We start from the raw sequence: 12,880 nt of genomic DNA on the forward strand, positions 1-12,880 counted from the left end.
AACATGGAAAAAAAACGCCGGCTGTTCCTGCAATTATTCCCCACGTATCTGCTTGTCATCCTCATCTCCATTGTGGCCGTGGCCTGGTACGCTTCCAGCGCCATGAGCAAATTCTACCTGAGCAACATGGAGCAGGATCTGATGGCCAGAGCTCAGTTCGTCGAACCCCAAATAGTCCAACTATTGGACCCTTTGGATCTTGCAGCCCTTGATAACCTGTGCAAAAGCGTGGGCAGGCGCACCCAAACCCGGATCACCGTCATACTGCCAACGGGCCAAGTGGTGGGCGACTCTAACGAAGACCCCAAAAACATGGACAATCATGTGGACCGCCCGGAAGTGCTCGGGGCGTCAGCAGGCAAGGCTACGTCCTCCATCCGATTCAGCCGCACCCTGGATGAAAAAATGATGTACATGGCTGTTCCCACCAAAAAAGGACGCAATACAATCGCAATCATCCGGACGGCCGTCTCGGTCAACTCCCTGGACGAAGCGGTGTCTGACATCCGGGGAAAAATCGCAGCAGGCGGGCTTATCATCGCCTTTTTCGCCGCGATCATCGCCTTGCTCGCCGCCCGCCGCATTACCCGCCCCATTGAACAGATGAAAAAATGGTCCGAATCCATCTCCCGGGGCGATTTCAATTTCAGCCCGCCCGAGGCGAAATCCGAAGAAATCGAATCCCTTTCCAAGGCCATGAACCAAATGGCCAAAGACCTAAAAGGCCGCATTGACTTCATAACCCGGCAAAAAAATCAAATGGAGGCCGTCCTGGCCAGCATGGTGGAAGGCGTGATCGCCCTGGACACCGGGCAGCGCATCATCAGCATGAATCAGGCCGCCGGACGCATGCTCGCCTGCGACCCTAAAACGGCCGCAGGAAAAACCATCCAGGAAACGGTCCGCAACACCGATTTCCATGATTTTGTGCTCATGGCCTTCAAAAGCGAAAGCCCCGTGGAAGAGGAACTGGTGCTTTCCGGAAAGCATGAGCGGTATTTCAAGGTCAGGGGCATGACCCTGAGGGACGCCCAGGCCCAACGCATGGGCGCCCTGGTGGTTCTTAACGACATGACCCAGGTGACCAAACTGGAAAACATGCGCCGGGATTTTGTGGCTAACGTGTCCCACGAGATCAAAACCCCCATTACGGCCATCAAGGGATTCGTGGAAACCCTCCTGGACGGCGCACTGGATGATAAGGAAAATGCCAAACGCTTCCTGGAAATCATTTCGCGCCATACGGACAGGCTTAAAGCCATCGTGGAGGATCTGCTGGAGCTTTCCCGCATCGAACAGGCGGGAGGCCGAGAACTCCCCCTGGAAAAAGCCAGCGTCAAGGAAGCCCTGGAAACCGCCGTGCAAGTCTGCGAGGCCCGGGCCATTTCCGAAAACATCACCGTGGAAATGGAATGCCCCGACGACCTGACAGCAAGCTTCGACCCCACCATGATCGAACAGGCCGTGGTCAACCTCCTGGATAACGCCGTCAAGTTCAGCGAGGAGCACGGCGTGGTCCGGGTGGGCGCCAAAGCCGAAGGAGGCGAAGTCCTCATCTGGGTGGAAGACGAAGGCCCCGGCATTTCGGAAGAACACCTCCCCCGCCTTTTTGAAAGGTTCTACCGGGTGGACAAGGCCCGCAGCCGCAATCTGGGAGGAACAGGACTGGGCCTGGCCATTGTCAAACACATCATGGCGGCCCACGGCGGCCATGTTTCCGTGAAAAGCGAAAAAGGACAAGGCGCCGCCTTCACCCTGCACCTCAACCCCTGATTGCACCTTACGACATACCCAGCTTGGTTTGCTGAATGGAAAACCCCGGCCTCGCCGGGGTTGTTTGGTTCAGGCGGCGCCAGTTTTTCCTCCCGACTTTTTTCCCGCTAACAAAGGCCCGGAGGCGCCAAAGGAAAATACAGTTCAACTTATTGAAATTATATATAAATATCCATTTTTTTAATTAATGCAATGCTAATACAACCCTAACACAACCTTAACAAACGGCCCGTATATTTCGCTTGCTTTGGAACGGTGACACGCCAAAACTTTATTTGGCTTGTAAACTCATCCATCAAAAACACCCAAACGGAGGAACACAGATGAAAAGGTTTAAGCTGGTCGCAATTCTGGTCGCCGCGCTGCTGTGCGTTGCACCCATGTCCGCCCTCGCGGGCAAACTCGTAATTAAGGGCTCCACCACTGTGCTGCCCATCGCTCAGAAAGTGGGCGAAGCTTTCATGAAACAAAACCCGGATGTCGAGTTGTCCATCTCCGGCGGCGGTTCCGGCAACGGCATCAAGGCCATCATCGACGGCACCACCGACATTGCCGACGCTTCCCGCTTCATCAAGGATAAAGAAGTCAAGCTGGCCATTGAAAAAGGCTCCTACCCCGTGCCTTTCCGCGTGGCTTACGACTGCATCGTGCCCATCGTGCATCCCAGCAACACGGTGAAGGATCTCTCCCTGGACCAGCTCAAAGGCATCTACAAGGGCGATATCAAAAACTGGAAGGAAGTTGGCGGACCTGACCTGAAAATCGTGGTCGTCTCCCGCGACACCTCCTCCGGCACCTATGAAGTGTGGGAAAGCAAAGTCATGAACAAAGAGCGCGTGGCGCCCTCCGCTCTGATCCAGGCTTCCAACGGCGCCGTGGCCCAGGCCGTGGCCGGCAACAAGTACGCCATCGGCTACATTGGACTTGGCTACCTGAACAGCGAAGTCAAGGCGGTCTCCGCCAACGGCGTTGTGGGCTCCAAGGAAACCACTCTGAACGGCTCCTTCCCCATCAGCCGTCCCCTGTTCATGTTCACCCAGGGTTGGCCTGAAGGCGACACCGTGAACTTCCTGAACTTCGTGCTGCACCCGGAAAAGGGCCAGAAGCTGGTCGAAGAAGCCGGGTATGTGCCCCTGTACTAAGGGAGCCATGTAGTCAGGACACACATAGTCACCACTACTGAAAATCAGTCTGGCCCGCGCCACCCATTGCGTCGCTGCAGCCCCCCATTTTAGCACGAACATTGGCGCGGGCCGGACTTGTTTAAAAAAAGGCTCAGATGAACATGGCATTTTTAAACAGCCGCACACGAGAAAAAATAATTAAGAACATGTTTTTCGGCATAGCCCTGGCCTGCATCATCACGTTGGGGCTGATTACGTTGTTCCTGTTCATGGAAGGCGTCCCGATATTTGATCTGGTGTCGGTCAAGGATTTTGTCTTCGGCATGTATTGGTATCCCACGTCCGATCCTCCGGATTTTGGAATTTTCCCCCTCATTGTAGGCTCTGTTTTCGTCACCATCCTGTCGGCGACCATCTCCATCCCCCTGGGAGTCATGAGCGCCTTGTATCTTGCAGAAATCGCAAAGCCAAAAATGCGTGAAATAGTAAAACCCATTGTCGAGCTGATCGCCTCCCTGCCGTCGGTCGTCATCGGCTTTTTCGGCATGGTCATCGTGGCGCCATTTTTACAGGAAGTGTTCGACATCCCCACGGGGCTAAACATGTTCAACGCCGCCCTGATGCTGGCTTTTATGTCCATCCCCACCATATGCAGCATCTCGGAAGACGCCATTTACAGCGTGCCCAACGCCCTGCGCGAGGCCTCCCTGGGTTTGGGCGCCACCAAGCTGGAAACCATTGTCAGGGTGATTTTGCCGGCTTCCATTTCCGGCGTCAGCACGGCCGTGATCCTGGGCATGTCCCGCGCTATCGGCGAAACCATGGTGGTCTTGATGGTCGCCGGCGGCGCCGCGGCATTGCCCCAGTCCTTGTTCGATCCCGTCAGGCCCTTGCCCGCGAGCATTGCGGCGGAAATGGCCGAAGCTCCCTTTCGGGGAGATCATTACCACGCTCTGTTCGCGACCGGCGTGGTGCTTTTCATCTTTACGTTTTTCTTCAACATTATAGCAGACATGATCGCCCACAAATATAAGCAAACCGGCGACGCTACGCTGTAAGGAGGCGTCAGAAAAGGGAATGATGTTGAATTTGCAAACAGAATCCATAAGCCTGAAGCAACAGAACGGCCAATTCGGAAAAAATGGCGCGCCTCAGGGAACGCCTAAAAGCCGGCGGCGGTTGTATCAAAGCATCGTCTTTAACTTTTTGAGGGCGGCTGCGCTGATCAACGGCGCCGCTCTGGCCATCATCCTATGGTTTATGCTCGCCAGAGGATGGCGCGCCATCAACTGGGAGTTTTTAACCACAGCGCCTTACGATTCCATGACCAAAGGCGGAATCCTGCCTTGCATCGTGGGGACCCTGTGCCTGGGCATAGGCGCCATGATCGTGGCTTTTCCCATTGGCGTGGCTTCCGCCATTTACCTGAACGAGTACGCCCGCCCCGGCAAGGTTCTCAGGGTTATCCGCCTGGGCATCAACAACCTGGCCGGCGTGCCTTCCGTTGTCTTCGGACTCTTCGGCCTGGCTTTTTTCGTCATCTACCTGGAGATGGGAGTCAGCCTGCTGGCAGGCGCCCTGACCCTGGCCGCCATGTCCTTGCCGGTCATCATCGGCGCTTCGGAAGAAGCCCTGAAATCCGTGCCCGACACCTACCGGGAGGCCTCCCTGGGCCTTGGCGCCACCAAGTGGCAGACCATCTACCGGGTTGTGCTGCCCGCCGCCCTTCCGGGCATCCTGACGGGCGGCATCCTGGGCCTGAGCCGCGCCGCAGGGGAACTGGCGCCCGTCATGTTCACGGCCGCCGTGTTCTTTGCGCCCCATCTGCCTTCGTCCCCTTTCAGCGAAGTCATGACCCTTCCGTACCACATCTATGTGCTGGCCACGGCGGGAACGGAAATCGAAGCCACCAGGCCCCTGCAGTACGGCTCCGCCCTGGTGTTGATCGCGCTTGTTCTTGGAATGAACCTTGCCGCCATTATTTACCGGGCGCGTCTTAGAAATCGTCTTTCGTGAGAGAATTGAAAATGACCGAACCCATGAAAGTTTCATCAAAAAACCTGGACTTCTTTTACGGACCCTCCCAGGCGCTTTACGATGTGAACCTGGACTTTGAGCAAAACAAGGTGACGGCCCTCATCGGACCCTCGGGATGCGGAAAAAGCACCTTTCTGCGCTGCATCAACAGGATGAACGACCTCATTCCCATCGCCCGCGTGCAAGGGAACCTGCGCATTGACGACGTGGACATATACAGCCCGGAAGTGGACGTGGTGGACTTGAGAAGCCGGGTGGGCATGGTTTTTCAAAAGCCCAACCCCTTCCCCAAGACCATCTTCGAAAACGTGGCTTACGGCCTCCGCGTCAAAGGCATTAAAAACAAGGCTTACATCGCCTCTCAAGTGGAAAAAAGCCTGGAATCCGCCGCCCTCTTGGATGAGGTCAAGGACAGGCTGCACGACTCCGCCCTGGGACTTTCCGGCGGCCAGCAGCAACGCTTGTGCATCGCCCGCGCCCTGGCCGTGGAGCCGGAAGTCCTGCTCATGGACGAACCCGCCTCCGCCCTGGACCCCGTGGCCACCCAGAAGATCGAAGAACTGATCTTGCAGCTTAAGACCACCTATACTATCATCATCGTAACCCATAACATGCAGCAGGCGGCCCGGGTTTCCGACGTTACGGCCTTTTTCTTCATGGGCAAGCTCATTGAGGCCGATGCGACCGAAACCCTGTTCACCAAGCCGCGCAAGCAGCAGACTTCGGACTACATTACCGGCCGTTTCGGCTGATTGAAAAGGAGATTCCCTTCATGGGCAGACCTATTCATACGGAATTGGACAACATCAAAAAGCTCATTTTAAGCCTGGGAGCCATGGTGGAGGAACGGGTCCGCCAGGCTACCAAAGCCTTGACCAACCGGGACCTGGAACTGGCTAAAAAGGTCATCGAGTCCGACATCGAAATCGATGAGGCCGAGGTGGAGGTGGAGGAGGAGTGCCTCAAGATCATCGCTCTCCACCAACCCGTGGCCGTGGACCTGCGCTTTCTGGCCTGCGTGCTCAAAATCAATAACGATCTGGAGCGCATCGGAGACCAGGCCGTCAACATCGCCCAACGGGTGATCACCATCATGAAGGCCCCGCCCCTGGACCTGGGCTTCGAGTTCGGCCCCATGTCCCACAAGACCCAGGCCATGCTGAAAAACAGCCTGGACGCCCTGGTGGCCTTCGACGTGGACCTGGCCTACAAGGTGTGCATGGCCGATGATGAAGTGGACGAAATCAAGCGTAACATCTACGACATCATCAAGCAGGCCATCAAAACCCATCCGGAAAACGCCGGAGTATTGATCAATATTCTCCTGGCTTCCCGGCATCTGGAGAGGATCGCCGACCATTCCACCAATATTGCGGAAGAGGTGATCTACCTGATTGAAGGGGAAATCCACCGCCACAAGATATACGAAAGACGGCACGAAAAGGTGGTTGAGGAGCAGGTGAAATAGTTAGGTTATCAAGGATTTTTAGAAAGCAGAGTCCCATTCCCTCGTTATAACAAAAGCGCCGTGCAGTTCCAAAGCCTGCACGGCGCTTTTGTTATACAACAAGAAAGGATATCAGCCAGAATTTGTTTGATTTCGCAAGCTCTACCCAACCTGCGTCGATCCATGCAAGCTGCAACTCGTTCCCATGCTTTGCGTGGGAATGCATACTATAACAGCCTGAAATTAAGCCTCTTACAATAATGCAAAACAAAAATTATCCTGTTCGCCCCTTGAAGCCCGCTCCATAAAACAACGCCCAAGGCGCTCATTGTTGGGTTTCGCAAGCTCACCCCAAATTTTTCTCAAGATCCTGGATGGAAATCGTTTCCACCACGGCCTCGCCCAGAGCCTTCAGCAACACAAACTGGATGGCGTCGCCCAGCTTTTTCTTGTCTTTGGCCAAAGCGTCCAGGGCTTTGGCGGGATCCACGTCGATTTGCAGGGGAAGGCCAAGGTCTTTGAGCAGCTTTTTAATGCGTTCGCTGTCCGATGCCTTGAGCAGTCCCCGATCCATGGACAAGGTGCAGGCCATGACCATGCCCGCGCTTACGGCCTTGCCGTGGGAAACGCCCGCGGTTTTTTCCAGGGCGTGGCCGAAGGTATGGCCGAAGTTCAATATTTTCCGAATCCCGGTTTCCTTTTCGTCCTGATTGACCACGTCCGCCTTGATGGCGATGGAGTCGTAAATCAGGTGTGCCATGAACTCCGGGTCCAAAGAAAGGGCCTTGGCCTTGTTATCCTCCAAAAAGGTAAAGTGGGACTCGTCCCGGATGGCGCCGTGCTTGACGATTTCCGCGAACCCGTTGGTCAACTCGTCCTGGGGCAGGCTTTTTAAAACCTGGGGATCGCACAGCACAAAAGATGGCTGGTTGAACACGCCCACCATGTTTTTATATCCTTTATAGTTTACCCCGTTTTTGCCGCCCACGCTGGCGTCCACCTGGGCCAGGAGCGTGGTGGGGCAAAACCCGAAGTCCACACCGCGCAAATAGGTGGAGGCTACGAATCCCGCGACGTCGCACACAATGCCGCCGCCGATTCCCGCGATAAAGCAGGACCGGTCCAGGCCCAGGTCCATCAGCTCGCCCATGAGCTGCGCCACGGCGTCCAGGGTCTTGTTCCCCTCCCCTTCTCCGATTTCCAAAACCGGGCAGGCGGGAAACAGGTTTCCGTAAAGATCGTTGACCGTGGAGTCCGTAATGATGACGGTCCTGCCCTTGGGCAGGTGGAGGCCCAGGTTTTTCAGGGCCTCCCCCACCATGATGCGCGAGTTTCCGGTCTTGCCTGATATTTTCAGTTCTCTGACCATTTTATCTTCTTCCATGAAATAAACAGCGTCCCTATCCCTTGGTCGCCGCTTTGAGCGATTCGGTGTATTCCTTAACCATCGAATGCAGGCCCCGGTTTTCCAGGTTCTCCTCAATCAACCTTTCAAAGGCCGAACCCACAACCACGCCGTCGGACACCGCGGCCACCGCCTTCACGTGATCCGGCGTGGAAATGCCGAAGCCCACGCAAACCGGCAAATCCGTCACCGCCTTCAAGGGCGCAATCACGTCCGCAACCTTGGAACTGTTCAGCCCCTGGCTGCCCGTAACGCCGGTCATGGAAACCAGATAGATGAACCCGGACGCCTCGTCCGCAATCTGCTTCATGCGGTCCTGCCCGGTGGTGGGCGCAACCAGCCTTATGAAGTCAAAATCGTCTCCGTCCCATAAAGAAGTCAGCTCCGCGGACTCCTCCGGCGGCAGATCCACAATCAGCACGCCGTCCGCGCCAACTGCCAGGGCGTCTTCGTAAAAGCGCTTGCCGCCGTAAGCAAAAATCGGGTTGTAATATCCGAACAGGACAATGGGTATCTGCGTAAATCCCCGGACGATCTTCACCATTTCCAAAACCTTGGGCAGGCTCATGCCCGAGGATAAGGCCCTTTGCGAGGAGCGTTGGATCACAGGCCCGTCCGCCGTGGGGTCGGAAAAGGGGATGCCGAGCTCCAGCACGTCCATGCCGCCTTCGCACATGGCTTTGACGATTTCCACGGACTTGCCGAAATCCGGATCCCCGGCCGTCACAAAGCCCACCAAAGCCTTTTCGTTCTTTGCCTTTAACGCTTCAAAGCTATCCTTGATGCAGCTCATGATTAAGCCCCTTTTCTTTCCATGTGTTTGAGTACGGTTTCCAGATCCTTGTCGCCCCTGCCCGAAAGATTGACCAAAATCACGTCGTCTTTTGGCCTGCGTGCGGCCTCTTTCATGGCCCAGGCCACGGCGTGGGAGCTTTCCAACGCAGGCAAAATGCCCTCGGCCCGGGACAGGGTGTGGAAGGCGTTCAGGGCTTCGTCGTCCTTGATGGAGACATAGCGCGCCCTGCCCTCTTCCTTCAGCAACGCATGCTCAGGGCCGACGCCGGGATAGTCCAGCCCCGCGGAAACCGAGTGCGCTTCCTGAATCTGGCCGTCCCGGGTCTGGAGGACGTAAGATTTGGAGCCGTGCAGCACGCCGATCTCTCCCGCGCCCAGGGAGGCCGAATGCTTGCCCGACTCAATGCCGATCCCGGCCGCTTCCACGCCCACCATTTCCACGTCCTTGTCCCCTACGAAGGAGTAGAACAGGCCCATGGCGTTGCTGCCGCCGCCCACGCACGCAACCAGCGTGTCGGGCAGCCTGCCTTCGGCTTCCATGATCTGGCGCTTGGCTTCGTCGCCGATTACCCGCTGGAAGTCCCGCACCATGGCCGGATACGGATGAGGCCCGGCCACGGAGCCGATGACGTAAAAGGTGTCTTCCACGGCGCCGACCCAATAGCGCATGGCTTCGTTCATGGCGTCCTTTAGAGTGCCGGCGCCCGAAGAAACCGGAACCACTTCCGCGCCCAAAAGCTCCATGCGTTTGACGTTGGGCTCCTGGCGGGAGATGTCCTCCACGCCCATGAACACCTTGCATTCCATACCGAAATAAGCCGCCGCCGTGGCCGTGGCGACCCCGTGCTGGCCTGCCCCGGTTTCGGCGATGACCTTGGTTTTGCTCATGTGGTGGGCCAAAAGCGCCTGCCCCATGGTGTTGTTGATTTTATGGGCACCCGTGTGGGCCAGGTCTTCCCGCTTCAAGTAAATCTTGGCGCCGCCTATCTTGGCGGTCAGTCCCCGGGCGAAAAACAAAGGCGTGGGCCTGCCCACGTAATTGGTAAAAAGGGCTTGCAGATCGTCCTGGAACTCCTGGTTCTGTTGGGCCTTGGCGTAAGCCTCGGTAAGCTCCAGGATGGCGGGCATAAGGGTTTCGGCGATGTACCTGCCGCCGAACGCGCCAAAGTGGCCTCTTTCGTCGGGCGTATTCAAAATATTCATGAGAATACCTTTCTCGGTTGATAATCGATCCCGGTTTGGGTCGCGTTTTGTATAAATCGTTTTACCTTGTCCATGTCCTTGACGCCCGGCGAGGCTTCCACGCCGGAACTCACGTCCAATGCGTCGGGCATGGCGTCCAATATGGCCTGGGAAACGTTCTCCGGATCCAGGCCGCCGGCCAGGGCCAGGGGCATGCGCTCGCTGATTCCCCTGGCCGTGCGCCACGCCCAGGCTTTGGCGTTTCCTCCGGGGAGCTTTTCCCCGGCGCATTCCACCAGGCAGGCCTTGGCGGAATATTCGGTCATGGCCTTGAAATCAGGCGATCTGTTGGCGAAAAAGGCCTTAATCACCCCGATTCCGGCCTTTTCCAGCCGATCAGCCAGTTCCTGGGACTCATGCCCGTGCAACTGAGCCATGGTGATGCCGCATTTTTCGGCCTTGTTCATGATGAACTCGTAGGTATCGTTGACGAACACCCCCACCTTGGGCGCTTTTTTCGGCAAAGCCTGGCAGATTTCCAAAGCCAGGTCGTCAATCACGAACCGGGGGCTGGGGGGATAAAAGACCAGGCCGATAGCGTCGGCGCCAAGTTCAAAGCACTCCGCCGCATGGTCCGGATCGGTAAGCCCGCATATTTTTATTTGCACGTTCACGCCGCCCCCGTAAGCTCTCTGATGGTCGCCGCCGGATCGTCGCTGCGCACCAGGGTTTCGCCGATCAGAAAATTGAAGACCCCTGCATCCGTCACTCTTTGAATGTCGGCCCGATCCTTGATCCCGCTTTCGCACACGGCGACCTGATCCGCCGTCATGCGTTTGCGCAGCCGGATGGTGGTTTGTATGTCCGTCACAAAAGTCTTGAGGTCCCGGTTATTCACGCCCACCAGCTTGGCGCCCGCTGCTCCGGCCTGATCCAGCTCCTCCTCCGAATGAACCTCCACGAGAGCGTCCAGACCCAATTCTGTACACAAGGCCAAAGCCCGTTGCATGAAATCCACCGTCAAGGTCCGGGTGATGAGCAGAATGGCGTCCGCGCCCATGACCGCCGCCTCGTAAATCTGGTACATGGACACAATGAAGTCCTTGCGGATGACGGGCAAAGAGCACGCGGCCCGGGCCGCCTTGAGGTCGTCGGGCGATCCCTGGAAAAATTTTTCATCAGTCAGGACCGACATGGCCGCCGCGCCGCCTTTTTCGTAGGCTGCGGCCTGAAGCGCCGGATCCAGCCCCTCCCGGATGATTCCCTTGGAGGGCGAGGCTCTTTTGACTTCCGCGATGATGTTGGCGCCAAAAGGGCCGGGCTGGGACAGGCTTTGCATGAAATTCCGCCGTTGCCGGTCCGCCTTGGCCATTTCCGCCAGATCCTCTTCCGAAATCCTGGCCCGGCAGGCCTCCACCTCCCGCTTTTTATGCTCCAGGATGACTTTCAGGATATCAGGTTTGTCTCCCATTATCCCACTCCTAACCGTTTTCCTGGGTGAACTTCACCAGCGCTTCCAGCTTGCCCAGAGCCGCGCCCGACTTGATGGCCTCCCTGGCCTTGGCCATGCCGTCTTTAAAATCATCAGCCACGCCCGCAGCGACCAAAGCCGCGCCCGCGTTCACGGCCGCCACGTCCTGTTTGGGTCCGGGTGTTCCTTCCAGGATGGATTTGGTAATGCCGGCGTTTTCCTGGGCGTCGCCGCCGGCCAGTTCGGAGATGTCGCAGGTCTCTATGTTCAGTTGTTCGGGCAGGATGTCAAAGGTGCGCACCATGCCGTCGGCAAGCTCCGACACCCGGGTGGGGGCGCAAATGGAAATTTCGTCCAGGCCGTCATGGCCGTGCACCACATAAGCCTTGCGCGCGCCCAGGAGCTTGAGGGCTTCGGCGAACATTTCGGTCAGCTTGGGATCATACACGCCCAAAAGCTGGCAGTTGGCGCCGGCCGGGTTGGTCAAGGGGCCGAGCATGTTGAATATGGAGCGGATGCCCACAGCCTGGCGGGCGGGCATGGCAAAGCGCATGGCGCTGTGATACATGGGCGCAAACAAAAAGCCGATGCCGATTTCCTCGATGGCCTGCTCCACAACCTCCGGATGGGTGTCCAGCTTAACGCCCAGGGCTTCCAAAACGTCCGCGCTGCCGCACTTGCTGGAAACCGACCGGTTGCCGTGCTTGGCCACGGTTACGCCGCACCCGGCCACGACAAAGGCGCTGGTGGTGGAGATGTTGAATGTGCTGGCGCCGTCGCCGCCGGTTCCGCAGGTGTCCACCACCGTGTTGGAGGAAACCTGAATGCGCGTGGCCTTCCTGCGCATGGACCGGGCCGCGCCGGCCAGTTCGGTGAAGGTCTCCCCCTTGGTCGCCAAAGCCGCCATAAAGGCTGCAATGGCGGGAACTTCCACTTCCCCGCTCATGATGGAGTCCATCATACTGGTCATTTCGTCTTCCGCAAGATCCTGTCCGCTGACTATTTTCTTCAACAATTCCGTAAACATGTACTCCCTCCTCCTATATATTCAATTTAGTTTGTAATCTCACCGGTTTTGACCAAAAAGTTCCTGAGCATCTTCTTGCCCATAGGGGTCATGATGGACTCGGGATGGAACTGAATGCCTTCCAGGTCGAATTCCTTATGCCGCACGCCCATGATTTCCTCGTCGTCGGAACGGGCCGTGATTTCCAGGCAATCCGGAAGGGTGTCCTCCATAATCGCCAAAGAATGATACCGCATGGCCGCAAAGGCCGATTTGATGCCCTCAAACACGCCCTTGCCGTCGGCCGTCACCTGGGAAGTTTTGCCGTGCATCAGGCGCTTGGCAGGCCCCACAGTGGCGCCGAAGGCGTGACCGATGGACTGATGCCCCAGGCAAACGCCCAGCAAAGGAATTTTGCCTGCGCACGCCTTGATAAGATCCAGGGATACCCCGGCGCTCTCCGGCCTGCCGGGCCCTGGGGAGATGACCACGCCCTTGGGGCTCTTTTCCATCAGCCCGTCCACCTCCGCAGCGTCGTTCCGGTATACTTCCACCTCGGCCCCCATCATTTTCAAATATTGGACCAGGTTGTATGTAAAGGAATCATAGTTATCTATCATGATTATCATGGTTGGCCTCC

Annotated in this window: 13 protein-coding genes; 6 read left to right on the forward strand and 7 right to left on the reverse strand. The window is 57.0% G+C overall.

Translation table 11 applies throughout. The features are described from left to right. Positions 1–3: 3 nt before the first annotated feature. The 6 genes from pnpS (at position 4) to phoU (ending at position 6,402) form a co-directional block, all read left to right on the forward strand. Positions 4–1,773 (forward strand): two-component system histidine kinase PnpS, encoded by a 1,770-nt coding sequence (gene pnpS / locus BUE18_RS11270; protein WP_073475714.1) that lies wholly within the window; start codon positions 4–6, stop codon positions 1,771–1,773. A gap of 323 nt (positions 1,774–2,096) precedes the next feature. Continuing rightward, entirely contained in the window at positions 2,097–2,915 is an 819-nt protein-coding gene (locus tag BUE18_RS11275) for a phosphate ABC transporter substrate-binding protein (RefSeq protein ID WP_073475715.1), read from the forward strand. Positions 2,916–3,058: 143 nt separating this feature from the next. Beyond that, positions 3,059–3,955: a phosphate ABC transporter permease subunit PstC gene (gene pstC, locus BUE18_RS11280; RefSeq protein ID WP_073475781.1), complete on the forward strand. Its 897-nt coding sequence runs from the start codon at positions 3,059–3,061 to the stop codon at positions 3,953–3,955. A gap of 19 nt (positions 3,956–3,974) precedes the next feature. After that, positions 3,975–4,913 carry a phosphate ABC transporter permease PstA gene (gene pstA, locus BUE18_RS11285; RefSeq protein ID WP_244549311.1) on the forward strand — a complete coding sequence of 313 codons (939 nt, stop codon included), beginning with the start codon at positions 3,975–3,977 and terminating at the stop codon, positions 4,911–4,913. Between the two features lie 23 nt (positions 4,914–4,936). After that, positions 4,937–5,686, forward strand: a complete 750-nt coding sequence (pstB, locus tag BUE18_RS11290) for a phosphate ABC transporter ATP-binding protein PstB (protein ID WP_425290466.1) — start codon at positions 4,937–4,939, stop codon at positions 5,684–5,686. Positions 5,687–5,706: 20 nt separating this feature from the next. Continuing rightward, a complete protein-coding gene (gene phoU / locus BUE18_RS11295) occupies positions 5,707–6,402 on the forward strand; it encodes a phosphate signaling complex protein PhoU (protein ID WP_073475719.1) in 696 nt (231 codons plus the stop codon). Between the two features lie 325 nt (positions 6,403–6,727). On the opposite strand, the gene aroB is transcribed toward phoU, so the two are convergent. Genes aroB through BUE18_RS11330 form a run of 7 tightly spaced genes read right to left on the reverse strand, consistent with a single transcriptional unit; the run spans position 6,728 to position 12,869 of the window. Then, on the reverse strand, positions 6,728–7,765 hold the full coding sequence (aroB, locus tag BUE18_RS11300; protein ID WP_244549312.1) for a 3-dehydroquinate synthase: 1,038 nt from the start codon (positions 7,763–7,765) through the stop codon (positions 6,728–6,730). Between the two features lie 16 nt (positions 7,766–7,781). Next, complete coding sequence (gene trpA, locus BUE18_RS11305) at positions 7,782–8,579, reverse strand: tryptophan synthase subunit alpha (protein WP_073475721.1); 798 nt, start codon at positions 8,577–8,579, stop codon at positions 7,782–7,784. A 2-nt stretch (positions 8,580–8,581) separates the two neighbouring features. Beyond that, positions 8,582–9,784, reverse strand: coding sequence for a tryptophan synthase subunit beta (gene trpB, locus BUE18_RS11310; RefSeq protein WP_073475723.1), 1,203 nt, complete (start codon positions 9,782–9,784; stop codon positions 8,582–8,584). Further along, a complete protein-coding gene (locus BUE18_RS11315) occupies positions 9,781–10,437 on the reverse strand; it encodes a phosphoribosylanthranilate isomerase (RefSeq protein WP_073475724.1) in 657 nt (218 codons plus the stop codon). The genes trpB and BUE18_RS11315 overlap by 4 nt, the downstream gene beginning before the upstream one ends. Then, positions 10,434–11,234 carry an indole-3-glycerol phosphate synthase TrpC gene (trpC, locus tag BUE18_RS11320; protein ID WP_073475726.1) on the reverse strand — a complete coding sequence of 267 codons (801 nt, stop codon included), beginning with the start codon at positions 11,232–11,234 and terminating at the stop codon, positions 10,434–10,436. The genes BUE18_RS11315 and trpC overlap by 4 nt, the downstream gene beginning before the upstream one ends. A 10-nt stretch (positions 11,235–11,244) precedes the next feature. Further along, positions 11,245–12,261, reverse strand: a complete 1,017-nt coding sequence (gene trpD, locus BUE18_RS11325) for an anthranilate phosphoribosyltransferase (RefSeq protein WP_073475727.1) — start codon at positions 12,259–12,261, stop codon at positions 11,245–11,247. 26 nt (positions 12,262–12,287) lie between these two features. Then, on the reverse strand, positions 12,288–12,869 hold the full coding sequence (locus BUE18_RS11330; protein ID WP_073475729.1) for an anthranilate synthase component II: 582 nt from the start codon (positions 12,867–12,869) through the stop codon (positions 12,288–12,290). Positions 12,870–12,880 lie beyond the last annotated feature (11 nt).

The organism is Desulfatibacillum alkenivorans DSM 16219, from assembly GCF_900142135.1.
Lineage (GTDB): Bacteria > Desulfobacterota > Desulfobacteria > Desulfobacterales > Desulfatibacillaceae > Desulfatibacillum > Desulfatibacillum alkenivorans.

What these genes read in the sequence shown, in the direction of transcription:
- pnpS (WP_073475714.1), top strand. Translation starts at nt 4, where the DNA reads ATGGAAAAAAAACGCCGGCTGTTCCTGCAATTATTCCCCACGTATCTG.
- BUE18_RS11275 (WP_073475715.1), top strand. Translation starts at nt 2,097, where the DNA reads ATGAAAAGGTTTAAGCTGGTCGCAATTCTGGTCGCCGCGCTGCTGTGC.
- pstC (WP_073475781.1), top strand. Translation starts at nt 3,059, where the DNA reads ATGGCATTTTTAAACAGCCGCACACGAGAAAAAATAATTAAGAACATG.
- pstA (WP_244549311.1), top strand. Translation starts at nt 3,975, where the DNA reads ATGATGTTGAATTTGCAAACAGAATCCATAAGCCTGAAGCAACAGAAC.
- pstB (WP_425290466.1), top strand. Translation starts at nt 4,937, where the DNA reads ATGAAAGTTTCATCAAAAAACCTGGACTTCTTTTACGGACCCTCCCAG.
- phoU (WP_073475719.1), top strand. Translation starts at nt 5,707, where the DNA reads ATGGGCAGACCTATTCATACGGAATTGGACAACATCAAAAAGCTCATT.
- aroB (WP_244549312.1), bottom strand. Translation starts at nt 7,765, where the DNA reads ATGGAAGAAGATAAAATGGTCAGAGAACTGAAAATATCAGGCAAGACC.
- trpA (WP_073475721.1), bottom strand. Translation starts at nt 8,579, where the DNA reads ATGAGCTGCATCAAGGATAGCTTTGAAGCGTTAAAGGCAAAGAACGAA.
- trpB (WP_073475723.1), bottom strand. Translation starts at nt 9,784, where the DNA reads ATGAATATTTTGAATACGCCCGACGAAAGAGGCCACTTTGGCGCGTTC.
- trpC (WP_073475726.1), bottom strand. Translation starts at nt 11,234, where the DNA reads ATGGGAGACAAACCTGATATCCTGAAAGTCATCCTGGAGCATAAAAAG.
- trpD (WP_073475727.1), bottom strand. Translation starts at nt 12,261, where the DNA reads ATGTTTACGGAATTGTTGAAGAAAATAGTCAGCGGACAGGATCTTGCG.
- BUE18_RS11330 (WP_073475729.1), bottom strand. Translation starts at nt 12,869, where the DNA reads ATGATAATCATGATAGATAACTATGATTCCTTTACATACAACCTGGTC.